The organism is Streptomyces sp. NPDC085946 (assembly GCF_044540485.1).
Lineage (GTDB): Bacteria > Actinomycetota > Actinomycetes > Streptomycetales > Streptomycetaceae > Streptomyces.
Genome location: NZ_JBITSF010000010.1, coordinates 232,890 through 247,645, shown reverse-complemented (window position 1 = coordinate 247,645; position 14,756 = coordinate 232,890). Strand labels below are relative to the sequence as shown.

The 14,756-nt window shown below is 69.0% G+C and carries 24 protein-coding genes; 23 read left to right on the top strand and 1 reads right to left on the bottom strand.

The genetic code is table 11. The annotated features are described in order from the left end of the window. Positions 1 to 75: 75 nt before the first annotated feature. The 18 genes from ACIF8T_RS21940 (at position 76) to ACIF8T_RS21855 (ending at position 10,028) form a co-directional block, all read left to right on the top strand. On the top strand, positions 76 to 513 hold the full coding sequence (locus tag ACIF8T_RS21940; protein ID WP_400037495.1) for a hypothetical protein: 438 nt from the start codon (positions 76 to 78) through the stop codon (positions 511 to 513). Beyond that, positions 510 to 776, top strand: coding sequence for a hypothetical protein (locus ACIF8T_RS21935; RefSeq protein ID WP_400037493.1), 267 nt, complete (start codon positions 510 to 512; stop codon positions 774 to 776). Before ACIF8T_RS21940 ends, ACIF8T_RS21935 begins: the two co-directional genes overlap by 4 nt. Then, positions 773 to 952: a hypothetical protein gene (locus ACIF8T_RS21930; protein WP_400037491.1), complete on the top strand. Its 180-nt coding sequence runs from the start codon at positions 773 to 775 to the stop codon at positions 950 to 952. The genes ACIF8T_RS21935 and ACIF8T_RS21930 overlap by 4 nt, the downstream gene beginning before the upstream one ends. After that, complete coding sequence (locus ACIF8T_RS21925; RefSeq protein ID WP_400037489.1) at positions 949 to 1,689, top strand: hypothetical protein; 741 nt, start codon at positions 949 to 951, stop codon at positions 1,687 to 1,689. The genes ACIF8T_RS21930 and ACIF8T_RS21925 overlap by 4 nt, the downstream gene beginning before the upstream one ends. Continuing rightward, a complete protein-coding gene (locus ACIF8T_RS21920; protein ID WP_400037487.1) occupies positions 1,686 to 2,240 on the top strand; it encodes a hypothetical protein in 555 nt (184 codons plus the stop codon). Before ACIF8T_RS21925 ends, ACIF8T_RS21920 begins: the two co-directional genes overlap by 4 nt. After that, complete coding sequence (locus tag ACIF8T_RS21915; RefSeq protein ID WP_400037485.1) at positions 2,237 to 2,473, top strand: hypothetical protein; 237 nt, start codon at positions 2,237 to 2,239, stop codon at positions 2,471 to 2,473. Before ACIF8T_RS21920 ends, ACIF8T_RS21915 begins: the two co-directional genes overlap by 4 nt. 1 nt (position 2,474) lies before the next feature. Next, entirely contained in the window at positions 2,475 to 2,975 is a 501-nt protein-coding gene (locus ACIF8T_RS21910; RefSeq protein ID WP_400037483.1) for a hypothetical protein, read from the top strand. Between the two features lie 3 nt (positions 2,976 to 2,978). Next, a complete protein-coding gene (locus ACIF8T_RS21905; RefSeq protein WP_400037481.1) occupies positions 2,979 to 3,386 on the top strand; it encodes a hypothetical protein in 408 nt (135 codons plus the stop codon). A 109-nt stretch (positions 3,387 to 3,495) separates the two neighbouring features. Further along, the gene (locus tag ACIF8T_RS21900) at positions 3,496 to 3,951 is read left to right on the top strand and encodes a hypothetical protein (RefSeq protein WP_400037479.1); all 456 of its coding nucleotides are present in this window, start codon (positions 3,496 to 3,498) and stop codon (positions 3,949 to 3,951) included. Positions 3,952 to 4,027: 76 nt separating this feature from the next. Continuing rightward, positions 4,028 to 4,159 carry a hypothetical protein gene (locus ACIF8T_RS21895; protein WP_400037478.1) on the top strand — a complete coding sequence of 44 codons (132 nt, stop codon included), beginning with the start codon at positions 4,028 to 4,030 and terminating at the stop codon, positions 4,157 to 4,159. Then, entirely contained in the window at positions 4,159 to 5,274 is a 1,116-nt protein-coding gene (gene dnaN, locus ACIF8T_RS21890) for a DNA polymerase III subunit beta (protein ID WP_400037476.1), read from the top strand. Before ACIF8T_RS21895 ends, dnaN begins: the two co-directional genes overlap by 1 nt. Positions 5,275 to 5,289: 15 nt before the next feature. Next, a complete protein-coding gene (locus ACIF8T_RS21885) occupies positions 5,290 to 5,934 on the top strand; it encodes a hypothetical protein (protein ID WP_400037474.1) in 645 nt (214 codons plus the stop codon). Positions 5,935 to 6,061: 127 nt separating this feature from the next. Then, the gene (locus ACIF8T_RS21880) at positions 6,062 to 6,676 is read left to right on the top strand and encodes an exonuclease domain-containing protein (protein ID WP_400037472.1); all 615 of its coding nucleotides are present in this window, start codon (positions 6,062 to 6,064) and stop codon (positions 6,674 to 6,676) included. Next, a complete protein-coding gene (locus ACIF8T_RS21875) occupies positions 6,673 to 7,515 on the top strand; it encodes a PD-(D/E)XK nuclease-like domain-containing protein (RefSeq protein ID WP_400037470.1) in 843 nt (280 codons plus the stop codon). The genes ACIF8T_RS21880 and ACIF8T_RS21875 overlap by 4 nt, the downstream gene beginning before the upstream one ends. Before the next feature lie 10 nt (positions 7,516 to 7,525). Continuing rightward, on the top strand, positions 7,526 to 8,506 hold the full coding sequence (locus tag ACIF8T_RS21870; protein ID WP_400037468.1) for an AAA family ATPase: 981 nt from the start codon (positions 7,526 to 7,528) through the stop codon (positions 8,504 to 8,506). An 81-nt stretch (positions 8,507 to 8,587) separates the two neighbouring features. Then, a complete protein-coding gene (locus ACIF8T_RS21865; protein ID WP_400037466.1) occupies positions 8,588 to 8,959 on the top strand; it encodes a hypothetical protein in 372 nt (123 codons plus the stop codon). Then, entirely contained in the window at positions 8,956 to 9,201 is a 246-nt protein-coding gene (locus ACIF8T_RS21860; protein WP_400037464.1) for a hypothetical protein, read from the top strand. The genes ACIF8T_RS21865 and ACIF8T_RS21860 overlap by 4 nt, the downstream gene beginning before the upstream one ends. Continuing rightward, complete coding sequence (locus ACIF8T_RS21855) at positions 9,198 to 10,028, top strand: helix-turn-helix domain-containing protein (RefSeq protein ID WP_400037462.1); 831 nt, start codon at positions 9,198 to 9,200, stop codon at positions 10,026 to 10,028. The genes ACIF8T_RS21860 and ACIF8T_RS21855 overlap by 4 nt, the downstream gene beginning before the upstream one ends. Before the next feature lie 61 nt (positions 10,029 to 10,089). Here the strand turns inward: ACIF8T_RS21855 and ACIF8T_RS21850 are convergent, their stop codons facing one another. Beyond that, entirely contained in the window at positions 10,090 to 10,353 is a 264-nt protein-coding gene (locus ACIF8T_RS21850) for a hypothetical protein (RefSeq protein ID WP_400037460.1), read from the bottom strand. 168 nt (positions 10,354 to 10,521) lie between these two features. On the opposite strand from ACIF8T_RS21850, the gene ACIF8T_RS21845 reads away from it, so the two are divergent. The 5 genes from ACIF8T_RS21845 to ACIF8T_RS21825 are packed head-to-tail and all read left to right on the top strand — an operon-like array spanning position 10,522 to position 14,755. After that, complete coding sequence (locus ACIF8T_RS21845; RefSeq protein ID WP_400037458.1) at positions 10,522 to 11,334, top strand: HNH endonuclease; 813 nt, start codon at positions 10,522 to 10,524, stop codon at positions 11,332 to 11,334. Next, positions 11,334 to 12,398, top strand: a complete 1,065-nt coding sequence (locus tag ACIF8T_RS21840; protein WP_400037456.1) for a hypothetical protein — start codon at positions 11,334 to 11,336, stop codon at positions 12,396 to 12,398. Before ACIF8T_RS21845 ends, ACIF8T_RS21840 begins: the two co-directional genes overlap by 1 nt. Next, positions 12,379 to 12,999, top strand: a complete 621-nt coding sequence (locus ACIF8T_RS21835) for a DnaA ATPase domain-containing protein (RefSeq protein WP_400037455.1) — start codon at positions 12,379 to 12,381, stop codon at positions 12,997 to 12,999. Before ACIF8T_RS21840 ends, ACIF8T_RS21835 begins: the two co-directional genes overlap by 20 nt. Continuing rightward, positions 12,996 to 13,394, top strand: a complete 399-nt coding sequence (locus ACIF8T_RS21830; protein ID WP_400037453.1) for a hypothetical protein — start codon at positions 12,996 to 12,998, stop codon at positions 13,392 to 13,394. The genes ACIF8T_RS21835 and ACIF8T_RS21830 overlap by 4 nt, the downstream gene beginning before the upstream one ends. Then, a complete protein-coding gene (locus ACIF8T_RS21825; protein ID WP_400037451.1) occupies positions 13,391 to 14,755 on the top strand; it encodes a replicative DNA helicase in 1,365 nt (454 codons plus the stop codon). Before ACIF8T_RS21830 ends, ACIF8T_RS21825 begins: the two co-directional genes overlap by 4 nt. Position 14,756: the final 1 nt, after the last annotated feature.

Genomic DNA, 14,756 nt, shown 5'->3' with positions numbered 1-14,756 from the left:
AGAGGCCGCCCCGCGCCTACGGGACGACCTCGCGATCCCCATCCAGAGCACGCAACGAAAGGGACCGCCGTGTCCATGATCTCACCTCAGCCCGAGGCCAGGAAGGTCTCGCTCGACACCGAACTGCGGAACGCCGCGGCGAAGCTGCGGAAGCACGTGAAGCACGCGACGGACAGCCCGTGGGTGACCAGCTCCGTGTGGTCGCCGCGCGCCACCGCCACGAGCGCCGTCTACTCCCACGCCCACCCGACGGGCACGGTCGAGTCCGAGGTTGTCGCCTCGGGCCGCATCAAGTCCGGGTACGGCGGGATCCGAGAGCCGTGGAACGCCGAGTACATCGCCCTGATGCAGCCGGCCGTCGGCGCGGCGCTCGCCAACCTGCTGGAGGTCGAGGCCACCGTCGTGGCGTCCCGGATCGCCGAGGACGGCACTGACGAGTACGCCGCCGACTTCGGCACCGACCACCTTCTCCGGATCGCCCGCCTCATCAACGGCGAGGAGGCGGCCCGATGAGCGACCTGACCGTGTTCGAGCTGCTGATGCGCGACAACGACGTGCGGCTGCCCGGTGTGTGGCAGGCGGCGTTCGAGGAGGCCGAGGCGCAGCTGCTGGCCGTCGCTCCGCACGGTGTCGACGTCCTGGACATCGCCCGCGCCGCCTGGGACTGCCTGCCTGACGAGGCCCGCGGCGAGGCGATGGACGCCCTGTTCTACGGCTGGTGGGAGAACTGGCAGGACCGCCAGACCCGCACCGGCCAGGGCGGGGGTGCGGCATGACCGTCGACGCCGCGGTGACGAAGCTGCGCTGGCTGCTGGCCCACCCGGAGGCCGTGGCCGCCGGCACCCCCGCCAGCCCGGGCGAGGCCGCCGAGCAGCGGCACCTCCTCTACGACGCCGACGACGACGCGTCGACCCCCGCCTTCCCCTACCCGACCCCGCAGGAGACGCCGTGACCGACTACGCCGAGATCGCCGCGCACGTCGAGCGGGACGTGAAGGACGCCAAGCTGGTCGAGCTCCGTGAGGACGGCCTGTACAGGCACGTCGAGTTCAAGGCCTTGCAGGGCTGGTCGCGGATCATTCTGGTGACGTGGCCGTACAACCTGCTGGTGGCCGGCTCACACGGCTCGTTCCACTTCGAGCGCTTCGGCCAGGACACCGAGGACATGTTCAACTGGCTGCGCGGGATCCGCGTCGAGCCGGACCGGTGGGCGTCGAAGCTGGTCAACGGTGCCGACTCGGTCCGCGAGTACGACCGGGAGCGGTTGGTTGCCGAGGTCAAGGCCGAGGTAGCGGAAGCGGTCAAGGAGGGCGCCCCGCGCGGCCTGCGCGCTGCGGTCCGTGAGCAGATCCTCGACAGCGACCGGCTGCACTCGCGGGACTGGGCCATGCAGATGGTCTACGACTTTGAGCACGGGGTCACGTACCGCTCCGAGTGCTCGTGTGGCGCATCCGAGGACCACGACAACCAAAGCGACGCCTATCTCTGGGAGTTCGGTAAGCATTCCGTCCGCCGCTTGGAAGGTGAACACGAGGTCAAGGTCCGCGAGATCGGTGGTTTCGCCTTCTCCGACGTCGGCGAGTGGAGCATCGACAAGCTGAACTACCACTTCGTCTACCAGTGCTACGCCGCATCGTGGGCCATCGCCCAGTACGACGCCGCCCGGAAGACGGCGGGGGTGGCCGCGTGAACGCCGAGCAGTGGAACGAGCTGTACCCGGTCGGCACTCCGGTGATGGCCTACCCGAGCGTCCGGCCGGAGCACCCGGTGGCGATCGCCTACCAGAAGCGCGTTAGCGAGGGCCGTACTTTCGGCGACAAGGACCCGTGCACGCGACTGGTGACGAGGACCCGCACCCCGGCATGGCCGCTGGGCCACGGTGAGCCGGTCGTGTCCGTCGACGGCTACGCGGGCGGCATCGTCCTGGAACACATCGACGTGATCTCGGAGGGCGAGTTCGCGAAGGCCCGCGCCCAGAAGACCGCCGCTGCTGTGGCCGCCCACCGCGCTCTGTCCTGGGAGGAGCGCACGGCCCGACTGGCCGACCTTCGCGCCCGTGAGGCCGCCCGCAAGGTCGTCGTGCGCGGTGTCCCCCTGATGGACCTGCCGCTGGAGCGCCGCATCGCGTTCGCCGTCTACGACCCGGGCGCGATCACTCCCCGCGGCGACGACTACCAGGAACCGCTCCACCGGTGGCAGGCCCGCGCCGTCACCTACGTACTGCCCGAGGAGACGCGATGAGCGCTGACATCTACGGCGGGATCACCGTCGCCCTGAACGACGCCCCGATCCGCACCGAGTACGACCACGGGATCGACGGCCGGCCGCTGGCCCGCCTGGTGATCGGCGAGCCCGGCAAGTCGATCGCGATCACCGTCACCAACTCCAGCCCGGACACCGTCGACCAGCTCGCCGAGGCCGTCGCCCAGCTCGCCGCGTGGACGAAGCGACAGGCACTGAAGGAGGTGGCCTGACATGGCGGCCGTTCTCGAAGCTCTGCCTGCCCGACCTCGTAAGGCATCGGCGTCCCGGCGACGCAGGCACCAGCACCAGCTGCCTTGGCGGCTCCGCCAGATCGCACCGGGCGCGGCAACGATCCTCGTCACCCCGATCTGGACGGACGCGACCGGCATCACGGAGCGCACCTACCTGGCCCGGGCCCTCGATTCCTACGGTCGGATCATCAAGTTCCAGCCCGGCGGATCCCAGCGGATCGCCGCGCTGCTGCAGGGCGCCTACCCGGCCGCGGACTGGAGTCGGCCGCAGACCTGGCACGCGGAGACGAACACGATCACCGTCCGTCGGGTCATGTCGAACGCGGAGATGCGGGCAGCGGTCCAGCGGCTGGAGGAGCGGGCCGCCCTGCTGGAAGCGGAGGCCGCATACAGGCGCGAGGAACTGTTCGAGCTCCGCACCGCCGCCGACTTCCGCGCCACCGAAGCCGCCGGCTACATCGACCGCACCGGACTGGAGTAGATCGTGACCGGACGCCACCGGTGGACGAAGACCGGGCTGAAGCACGACAACGGCAAACTGCAGGAACTGCTGCGCGCCGAGCGGACCAAGTCCGCACGCCTCGCCGACGAACTGGCTCTGCATCAGCGTGACCGGCGCTTGGAGAAGGAGCAGGCCGCCGAGCAGCACCAGGTCGACACGCGGGAGATCGCCCGCCTCAAGGCTGCGCTGCAGGCGTGGGAAGCCCGCTGGGCCAACGCTCACCCGGTGAGCGTGCCTGCGCCGAGGGACCTGCGTACCGGCGACGACCAGCCCACGGTGCCTCAGGGGACCGACGTCAGTGCCCTCCGCGCGATCTACCCGGTGGTCCCGATCACGGAGCGACCTGCTGCACCGGGCGCCACCGACCCGGCGAACCTGCCGGCCGCCTAGACCGCCGCCCCGCCGGATGCCACCGGCCGGCAGGGGCGGCGCCCAAGAAGAACCCCACCCGAGTCCAGCGGGCGGGGGCCCACCAACCAGCATCCCACGGGAGCCCCACATGAAGATGACCGCCAAGGAGCGTCGCGCTTTCGACCAGCAGCAGCGCGAGACTGCGGCAAAGGCTGAGGCCATCATCGCCGCCAACGCCCCGCGCACCCCTGCGGAGACGGCCGCCCTCAACGTTGTCAACGAGGACCGCTGGGTGCTGTGGCACACCGACGGACTCACCGACTACGCGCTCGCCGTGGTCCGGCTGCTGTCTCGTGCCGACCTGCTGCGCGACAAGGAGGACGAAAAGCGGCGGGCGAAGGCCGACGAGTTCTGGGCTGGCCACAGCGAGCGCACCCGGGTCGCGGAGCGAGCCGCGATCGGCCGCCTCAACGTGCTCGCCGAGCAGGCCGCCGACCGGCTCGACGCAGGCGACGACCCGGCCGAGGTCGCCAAGTGGCTGCGTGAGACCCGCGACCGCATCGCCGAGGCACGGGAGAAGGCGACAGCCGACAGCACCAGCTGATCGGCGGGCAGCAACGAAAACCCCCGAGTGCGACAGACACCCGGGGATCCGACACCAGCATCTCACAGGAGACCTCATGAACCAGCTCTACCTGTTCCCCCTGGCCGACATTCAGACGAAGGGCTACGCGCAGCCCGAGTCCCGCTGGGGCAACACCGACGACGAGGCCACCGAGGTCGAGGTCGAGCAGCAGGCGGAGGCCGCCTGATGAAGCTCCGTATCGACCAGAAGCAGTTGGCGGAAGCCGCCAAGCGGGCACACCGCCGCCTACCCAGCAATCCGCTGCAGCCAGTCCTCGGCGGCCTGCTGCTGGAAACCGACGGCGACTCGGTGACCCTGTCTGGGTTCGACTACGAGACCAGCACCCGCGCCATCCTGGCCGCCGACGTTCTCGAGTCGGGCCATGTGCTCGTGTCGGGCCGACTCCTCGCCGATGTGGCCGCCGCCATGCCGGCCGGGCCTGTCGATCTCGTGGTCGACAACCACGAGGCCACGCTCACCGCCCCCGGCACCACGTTCACTCTGCCGACGATGGACCGCCGCGACTACCCGGAACTGCCCCAGGCACCGGAGCCCGCGGGCGCCGTGGACGGCGACCTGCTGGCCGCCGCCGTGGTACACGCCGCGCAGGCATCGATGCCCGACAAGGAGGCAGCGGGCAGTCTCGAAGGCTTCCGCGGCGTGCACGTGGCAGCCGACGGTGACCACCTCACCGTGTCGGCGTCGGACCGGTACCGCATCGTGCGACACCGCATCCCTTGGGAGCCGGACGGCGATGTCTCCGGTGAACTGCTGGTGCCCGCCGCCAATCTCGCGGCCACCGTCAAGCAGATGGCCGGCGGCCCCGTCCGAGTGTCGTTCACCAGCGCCAGCCTCAGCGTCGCCGCCCTCGCCAACGACACGCTGACCGTGACCAGCCGCACCGTCGCCACCCCGTTCCCCAACATCGACGGCTTCTTCCCCGACCCGGCCAAAGCTGTGGGCTGGATGCGGGCCGACGCCGACGAACTGCTGGGCGCGGTGAAGCGGGCCGCCCTGGTCAACGACAAGGAAGAGCAGGCCATCCGGCTGGTCTTCGATCGAGATCAGGTCACGGTGACGGGCGGCGCCGAGGGCTCCAAGGGGGCGTCCCGTGTCGACATCGAGGCCGCAGACCTGGACGGGTTCGAGGCCGGCTACCGGCCCGGTTTTCTCGGCTCCCTGCTCGCCCCGATCGACGGCCAGGTGCAGGTCTGGTTCACCACCCCGAACAAGCCGGTGCTGATCAAGCCGGTCGACGACGACACCTACCGGGCCGTATGCATGCCCGTCCGCCTCACGTAACCCAGGAGACCAGACGTGATCACCATCGCCGACCACACCCTCAGCCGCCTCGTCGCCCAGACTCGCCCGCACGTCGGCAACCTGGCCGACTCCGAAGCCGTCCAGTGCATCACCTTCGACCACGACGGCCACCACCTGTACGCCATGGCCACCAACCGGTACACGATCGCCGTCTCCCGCACCCAGGTGACGGGCGGCGACGACAAGCCGTGGCACGCCATCGTCCACCGAACCCAGCTGCCCGAGCTCGCCGCGGCGGTCAAGCTCCTCGACGCCGACACCGTCCAGTTGGAGCGCACCGACGACCAGCTGATCGTCTCCGGGAAGCGCGGCCACCGCGTCGCCGTCGACCTCAGCCCTTACGCCAAGGTGCCGCTGGACTGGCGAAAGATCCTCCTGCCCGCCGTAGAGAAGCCGGCCGCCGACGTGCAGATGACCATGGACCCCAAGTTCTTCGGGGCCTGGAAGAACCTGCCGAAGCCGCTGCAGATGTGGTCGACGGGCGAGGGTCGCCTCTCGCTGATCGTCGCAGCCGACTTCCTCGGCGCGCAGATGCCGATCCGACGCGAGGGCGGAGACCTCGAACTGCGCCGCGAACTCGACGGGTGGCTGGCCGCCAAGCGTGAGGAGCCCGAGGCCGCCACGCAGGCCGCCGCCTGATCCACAACCTCACAGCCGGCGGCGCGTCGAGCCCCCACTCCGCGCCGCCACCCAGGGCCCGCTCCGCCGGAGCACCCCCCGCCCCGGCGGAGCGGGCCCACCCTCAGCACACCCGAAAGCAGGAGACATGACCACCGAAACCAGCACAAAGCAGGCGCCGCCACTGGCGTTCGTCGACACGGAGACCACCGGCCTCGACCCGTTCCAGCACGACACGTGGGAGATCGCCGTCATCCTCCGCAAGCCGGGGGAGGCCGACCAGGAGTCCGTGTTCTACCTGGAACCCGACCTCACCAACGCGGACCCCAAGGCGCTGGAGATCAACCGCTACCACGAGCGCGTCAAGACGGAGGACTGGACCTGGGGCAAGCCGCAGGACGTCGCGCGCGACCTGTACCGCCTCCTCGACGGAGCGGTCCTCATCGGGTCGAACCCGCCCTTCGACGCCGACATGATCTCCAACATCTTCACCCGGTACTACTGGCACCCCAAGCCGTGGCACTACCGCACCATCGACGTCGCCACCCTGGCCGCCGGTTACCGGCACGGGCAGGCCGCGTCCGGCGCCTACGGTGGCGACTTCCTCTTCCCCGGCGACTACCCGCAGCTTCCGTACAGCTCCTACGGCCTGTCCCGCGCTGTCGGCGTCGAACCGCCCGCCAAGGAAGTGGCCCACACCGCCCTCGGTGACGCGCGCTGGGCTCGCGACGTGTGGGACGCCGTGACAGGCGGCGCCGCATGACCGCCGCGGTCGAGGTGGAGGCGCCGGACGAGGTCGAGCCCGGCGTGTACGACATCCCGGCCGAGGTCTACCACTCGGATCCCGTTCCCGGCGGCAGCCTCTCTTCGACCGGAGCCCGCAAGCTCGCCACCCAGTGCCCGGCCGCCTTCAAGCACTGGCTCGACAACCCCGAGCCGGCCAAGAAGGAGTTCGACTTCGGTACCGCCGCACACAAGGTCGTCCTCGAAGACGGGCCCGAACTCGTCCTCGTCGACCGGGACCGCTGGGACACCAACGAGGTCAAGGAGCAGGTCAAGAAGATCCGGGCCGCCGGGAAGATCCCGCTCAAGCAGCGCGACCTGGACAAGGTCCACGCCATGGCGAAGGCGCTGCGCGAGCACCCCGAGGCCGCCGAACTCCTCGAGCCGGGCAGCGGCGTCGCCGAACGCACGATCATCTGGAACGACCGCGGAGTCTGGCGCCGCATCCGCATCGACTGGGCCCGCCACGACGGCACCCTCGTCGACTACAAGTCCTGCCGCACCGCCAACCCGTCAAAGCTGGCCAACCACATCTTCGAATACGGCTATCACCAGCAGCAGGAGTACTACCGGGACGGCGCCCTGGAGTTCGGTCTCACCGAGCTGGTCTGCCCGTTCAAGTTCATCTTCCAGGAGAAGGAACCGCCCTACCTGGTCTCCGTGATCGAGCTCGACTCGACCGCCTGCAGCATCGGCCGCCACCTCAACGAGGTCGCCCTCAACACCTACGCCATCTGCCGCGCGAACGACGAATGGCCCGGCTACCTGCAGACGCCCCTCATCTCGCCCCCTGCCTGGCTTGAGCGCCAGTACCGCTAGGAGAACCCGCATGTCCCAGCTTGGAAAGCCCATCCAGACCGGCCGCCCCAACCAGCCCCAGCCGCCGATCGACGAGTACAGCGACAACCTGTTCACCTTCCGTCCCGCCACCAAGGACGGAGCCAAGGCCCGCATCTCCATCCAGGGCCCGTCCGGATCAGGCAAGACCTGGACCGGCCTGTCCATCGCAAGCGGCCTGGCGGAAGGCGCACGCTTCGCCGTCATCGACACCGAGCGAGGCGCCGCCTCTCTGTACGTCAACGACCTCGACGCCCAGTTCGACATGCTCCCGATGCGCCGCTTCGACCCGCGCAACCTGCCGAAGGCTCTGGCTGCCGCCGCGCAGCAGGGCTACCCGGTCGTGATGGTCGACTCCCTGTCGCCCTTCTGGAACGGCCCCGAAGGAACCCTCGAGCAGGTCGAGAAGGCGGCCAGCAAGTACGGCGGCAACAAGTTCGCCGGCTGGAAGGACGGCGGCGAGATCCAGAACGAGATGATCGAAGCGCTCATGGCCTACCCCGGCCACATCGTCGTCACGATGCGCGCCTCGATCAAGTGGGTCCTCGAGGAGAACGAGCGAGGGAAGAAAGAGCCCGTCAACAAGGGTATGCGCGCCGAGCAGCGCGAAGGCATCGAGTTCGAGTTCGGCGTCGCCACCGAGATGAACCAGAGCAACCAGCTCCGCTTCATCAAGAGCCGCTGCCCCGCCTTCCGGGGCGTCAAGCTCGACCAGCCCGACGGCGCCCGCGACATCGCCAAGCCGTACCTCGACTGGCTCCGAGACGGCGCCAAGGACATCGACGTCACCGCCTGGATCGACGCAGCTAGCGACGACGAGGCAACCGCTGAACAGCTGCTGAAGCTCTACCGGGAGGTCGAGGCGGCCAGCGCCCTGGCTACGCCTCTGATGCACCCGCGAACCGGTCAGCCGACCAGCCTCGGCGCCTACATCAAGGAGCGCGGCACCGCGCTCAAGAACGCCCAGCAGTAGGCGATCTCTGCCGGGCCGGCCGCACCCGTAATGCGGCCGGCCCGGCACCACCAAGGACACCACACCGTGAAGGAGCCCGCCATGGCCCGCAAGCTCACCCCCGCCGAACGCCTCGCCTCCGCCGAAAAGGACTTCCTCCTCGAGGAGATAGCCGACCAGTCCTCCTGGGACCAGTTCCTCGTCGAGCAGGCCGCCTTCCACTTCGGCCAGCGCCACGACGACTTCTCCTGCAACGACCTCCGCGACGTGCTGCCCGAGCTCGGTCACGGCTTCCTCGGTGCCGCCATCAACAGCCTCCGCACCGGCGGGATCATCGAACACACCGGCCGCACCGTGCCCTCCACCCAGGCCAACACCCACGCCCACCGCATCGCCGTCTGGCGCCTCACCGCGAAGGGTCGGCAGATAGCCGCCCGCCGCGCCGCCCGAGCAGCCGAAAAGAGGGCCGCGTGACGCCCGACCTGATCGCCGACGGCCTCGCCACCCTCGACACGATCCTCGACCTGGCCGTCCTCTACGTCGCCGCCGCAGCCGGACTCGCAGCCCTCACCGCCACCGCGATCGTCACCGCCGGCCACTGGGCCTTCACCGCCATCGCCATCCACCACCACGGCAAACGCCTCGCCCGCCACGTCGAAGCCTACGCAAACCACCCCGCACACCGCGCCCAGGATCGAGAGGAGGACCGGCCGTGACCACCGCCGTCCGCAAGCTTCCACCGCACGGTACCGAGTACCGCTACCGGGGCCCGAAAAACGGGTCTTGGCCGGGATGCCGCTGCACCAAATGCACCCACGCTCAAACCCGTGGCGGCAAGGCTCGTGCCGTCGCCCGACTCCGCGGCGAAGGCCCGCTGTACCCCGGCACCCCCGTGGTTGAGCACATTAAGAAGCTGCACGACGAGCATGGCATGAGCTACGCACTCATCGCTCGACGAGCCGGCGTATCCGACGCCACCATCACCTATCTCGTCCGCGGCATCACCAAAAATCCGAAGCGCGAAAAGGCCCTGCGCATCCTCGCGGTCAAACCCGCCGACTTCGACGCCGAAGCCATCCGCCCAGCCATCGGTACTGTCCGCCGCATCCGCGCCCTCTACGTAATCGGCCACAGCCCGAAGACGATCGCCGCCGCCGCCGACCTCGACGAATCCACGGTCAGCCACCTCGCCAACGGCCGCCACGCCACCGTCCTCCACGCAACCGAGAACAAGATCCGCCGGGCGTACAGCAAACTCTCGGCCGTCTCCGGCCCCAGCGAAAAGGCCAAGCAGCGGGCGGCAGCCCAGAAGTGGCATGGCCCGCTCGCCTGGGACGACATCGACGACCCCAACTGCAAGCCGGAAACCTTCCGAAAGTCCAAGGCCAAGGCCGGGGTGCGAAGGATGCACGCCGACCCTGCCCGCGTCGCCGAGCTCACCGCAGCCGGCCGCACCGCCCAGCAGATTGCCGACGAACTCGGCTGCCACAAGCGCAGCGTCACCCGCGCCCGCCGCCGCGCCGAACAGCAACTCGCCGCCTGACCCGCACGACAAAGGGCCCCGCAACCGCGGGGCCCCGGAGGAGAGAAGGGAGGACCGGGTGTCAGTCGTCGGACTCGGTCGGCTTGGTGCGCACGATTTTGATCTTGCGCTTGCGCGGCGCAGCAGGAGTTTCCAGCTCGGTTTCGAGGCTGGCGGGGTCCGGCCGCTTGGGCAGCGTGGCCTTCGGCCGGCGCAGGTACCAGGCGATGAATTCCCGGATCAGCCGGGACCGCTCCCGGTCACCCACGAGCGCACCGAAGTCGTCCCAGTCCTCCTTGGGGATGCGGACGGGACGAGCGGTCGTGTGGGTCTCCTTCGCAGCCATGTCGTGAGCGTAGCGCGTGTGCGTACACGAGCGCCAGATAGGGCGTTGCCGTGTACGTACACGACCGGTAGGGTCGTGTACGTACACGGAGGCGTCAAGTCGAGCCCCCCGTCTACCTCTTTGCGCCCTCAAGACGTCCAGCGCAAAACGATCAAAGGACACCACTCCATGGCCGTCTCCAAGCGACTCCGCTACGAGATTCTCAGGCGGGACAATCACGCCTGCAGGTACTGCGGCGCCGCGGCGCCCGACGCGAAGCTCAATGTCGACCACGTCATCCCGACGTCCCTTGGCGGCAGCGACAAGCCCGAAAACCTCGTCACCGCCTGCGCCGACTGCAACAGCGGCAAGACCAGCAGCCTGCCCAATGCGATGCCCGTCGCCGACGTTGACCAGGACACTTTCCGGCAGGCCAAGGACATCAAGGACCGGGCCATCTCTGATCATCTCTGGCGCGGCGGCTACCCGCCACAGTGGGGGCCGCGCCAGATCGAGCACTCGGTAGCGGAAGAGGCCTGGCGGTACGCCTGGTCCGTCGCCAGCCGGGGCGGAGAGCCCCCCCACGACCAGTACTCCGAGTTCCTCGTTCACGCAGCAGCCCTCTTCGAGATTGGGCACAGCGCAGCCGAAGTGTTGTGCGCGGCAGTCCACGCCGGCACGCACCTGACCGCCCACCTGTCGTGGGGGCTACGCACTACCGACGTGCAGTACGCCTCAATCTCAGGCGAGCAATGCAGCCGCATCAGCGGTGTGTTCGAGGGGTGGCTGGACCTGTGGCGCCAGCACGGCTGGGCGGATCCCAGCGCCGAACAGCAAGATCAATTCCGAGGTGAATTGGTCCTCGCCGCCCGCAATGGCGAAAGTCGTGAGGACATCCAGATCGCGTCTGGCATGGCTGCTGCGTCCCGCAGCGCGCAGCTCGACAAGTTTCTTACTCAGTGGGCCCAGGCTGGCATCGAACCGGCTGGCGGTGCCGTCTGATGGCCCGCGGACACGGACGCATCCTCACGAGCATCTGGGACGACTCCGACTTCCTCGATCTCGACGAGAGGCAGCAGCGGCTCTACCTGTTCCTGATCTCGCAGCCGAACCTGAACCATGCCGGCCTGCTCGACCTGACGCTGCGCCGATGGGCGCGCAAGGCCCGCGGCCTCACCTCCGGCGAGCTCGAGAAGCTGCTGCACGACCTGGAGGCGTCCCGCTTCATCGTCATGGACGAGGACACCGAGGAACTCCTCATCCGCTCCTTCGTCCGCAACGACGGCGTGTGGAAGCAGCCGAAGGTCATGGGCGCCATGGTGTCCGGTGCCCTCGAAATCTCTTCCTGGCAGCTGCGGCGCGCCCTTCTCGAAGAGATGGACCGCATCCCGCTCGACGAGCTCAGCGACGAGCCGACGAAGAGGCGCGACGGCACCCACGGTCCGTCGAACCGGCAGCAGGTTGTCGAGCACATCGAAGCCCTTCGCAAGGCGTTCGGCAACCCTCCCACCGACCCCTCCCGAAGGGGGTACGGAACCCCCTCCGCACCCCCTTCGGGAACCCCCTCCGATACCCCTTCGCAACCCCCTGCCGAAGGGGGTCCGAAAGCCTCTACGCGCGGGCGCGCGCCCGCGTCACGCGCGCATTCCCCTTCCCCTGCCCCTGCCCCTGCCCCAACCAATGTTTCGGCTGAGGTCGGAGAGCAGCAGCAGTTCGGCGTCGTCGATGCCGACTCCGTCGGCGCACCTGACGGTGCGAGCAACGAGGGCAAGCCAGTCACAGCGCAGACGATCGTCGGCGAGTGGCTCGACCGGGTCAGCAAGCGGCCTCCGAAGGCGGTCGTCGGCCAGGCCTCCGCACAGATCAAGAAGCTCCTCGACGAGGGCATCGACCCCGACGACATCCGCGGCGGCATCGCCATCTGGATGACCAAGGCCTACGCCCCGTCGGCGATCCCCAGCTTCGTGAACCAAGCCATGAACACCAAGCCGGCCCAACAGGGCCCGTCCACCGCACCCCGCGACATGACCGCAGAGGAGAAGAAGAGTGCACTTCGAATCGGCTGACGAGCTCAGCCCGCGTGAGTCGTTCCTGTTGGAGCGTGTATCGATCGCGCTCAACCGGTTCGATGACGAGACCCCGGACATCTACCGCCGGCCGATCGAGCTGCCCGGGCAGGTGCAGGACTGGATCGCCGGCTGGGGCGGCCGGAGCCTGTTCCTGACCGGCGCGATCGGTGTCGGGAAGACGCACACGGCGTGGAAGACGTGCCGCCGCTGGCTGGAGGCCCAGTACGCGCCGGGGATGCCGTGGCAGGGGTCCCCGGTCATCAAGATGTTCCGGTCGACGGCGCTGTTCGACGCGCTTCGGCCGAACGCCCCGGAGGGGGACGGCCGGGCGCTGGTGAAGAAGCTGCAGCAGGTTGATCTGTTGTTCGTCGATGACCTTGCTGCCGCCAAGGCCAACGAGTGGACGCAGGAGCGGCTGTTCGAGATTTTCGACGAGCGGTACATCCGCCGCCGTCCCGTGATCATCACGTGCGATGTGCTGCCGAACCAGTTGTCCGAGGTGACCGGGCCGCGGGTCGCTTCCCGACTCGCGGAGATGTGCGGCAACAGCATCGTCCTCCTCGAGGGCCCCGACCGCCGCCAGGGAGCCGCTGCGTGACCCGGGGCGCCGGCCGCAGCCGCGGCTACCGCGCGCAGGAGTCCGAGCTTCGCCCCGGGAAGGTCGTTGTGCCGTTCGGGGAGAAGACGACGATCTGCCCGGCCTGCCGGCAGCACAAGCACCACGCCTGCTGGGCACACACCGCGGCCCTCGGGATCGGAGGGGAGCCCGGCTGCCCTTGCGGCTGCCACGTCCCCCTCGACGAGCCGCTGCTGACCGACGAGGCCATTGACGACATGGCCGCCCACGGCACCCTCGCTGCTCACGTCAAAGCGCAGAAGGCGTGGGCCATGGGTTCCGGCCCCATCCACTTCGACGAGCCCTGCCGTCGCTGCGCCGCCATCAAGGGCGCCCGCACCGGACAGCAGACCGAACTTTCCTTGGAGAACGAGTGAGCACCGAAACCGACGTGTGGGGTCCGGACGAGGCCGCCGCGCTCGCTCCTGCCGGCAACCCGGAGGCCGAGCGGATTCTCGCCGCGACCGCCATGGCGCAGCCCGCCTGCATCGACGAACTCCTCAGTCAGGGCTTCGACCCCGCCGACATCGGCGACGAGCGGTACCGCATGGTTTGGTTCGCCGTTGAAGACCTCGCCGCCACCCTGCCCGCGTCCGCGATCCGCTGGGCAGCCGTCGCCGACAGGCTCGCCGTGTGGCACGCCGAAGGCCGCATGACCGTCCGCCCGTTCACCAGTCACGAACTTGGCGAGCTGTACATGGTCGCTCATCCCGGGGCCGGCGAGTACTGGGCGAACAAGGTCACCACCGCGGCCATCGCCGGCCGGGCTCGCGCCCTCGGAGCCAACATCATGGTCCGCACCTCGAACCCGGCGTTCGACCCGGACACGGACATCGCCGCCATCCAGGACGAGGTCGACAACCTGATCCGTCCCGTCGGCCAGTCCCAGATGGTCGACCTCGGCGACCTGCTGCCCGACGTGATCGAGCGGGCCACGACGAAGCCGACGATCGAGGACCGGGTGCCGACCGGGTTCATCGACCTCGATGCGCTCCTCTCCGGCGGATGGGCGCCCGGCCAGCTCGTTGTGGTGGCAGCCCGTCCGGCGATGGGCAAGACGACGCTGATGGCGGGGTTCGCGCGGGCTGCCGCGATCACCAACGGGATCCCGTCGGCGATCTGGTCGCTGGAGATGAGCCGGGACGAGCTCGCCACGACCATCCTGTGCGGCGAGGTCAAGATCGCGCTGCACCATGTGAAGCAGGGCATCGTCGACAACACCGTCGTCGCGCGGGCCGCGGCGAAGCTGCCGGAGATGGCCGCGGCCCCCCTGAAGATCGATGACAACGCGTATCTGACCCTGCCGTCTCTGCGGGCCGCGATCCGCAACCTGGTCCGCACCTTCGGCCTCAAGGTCGTTTTCATCGACTACCTGCAGCTGATGCAGGCGCCGCCGGCCGAGTCCCGTCAGGTCGCCGTGTCGATGATCTCCCGGGCGCTGAAGGTGATGGCCAAGGAGTTCGGCATCACGATCATCGTGCTCGCTCAGCTCAACCGCGGTCCCGAGCAGCGCCAGGACAAGGTGCCGATGGTGTCGGACCTGCGTGAGTCCGGTGCGATCGAGCAGGACGCAGACATCGTCATCCTGCTGCACCGGCCTGACGTGTACGAGCGGGAGAGCCCTCGAGCAGGTGAGGCCGACGTGATCGTCGGCAAGCACCGCGGCGGGCCGATGGGCACCGTCACCGTCGCCTTTCAAGGGCACTATGCCCGATTCGTCGATATGGCGGAGAGCTGAC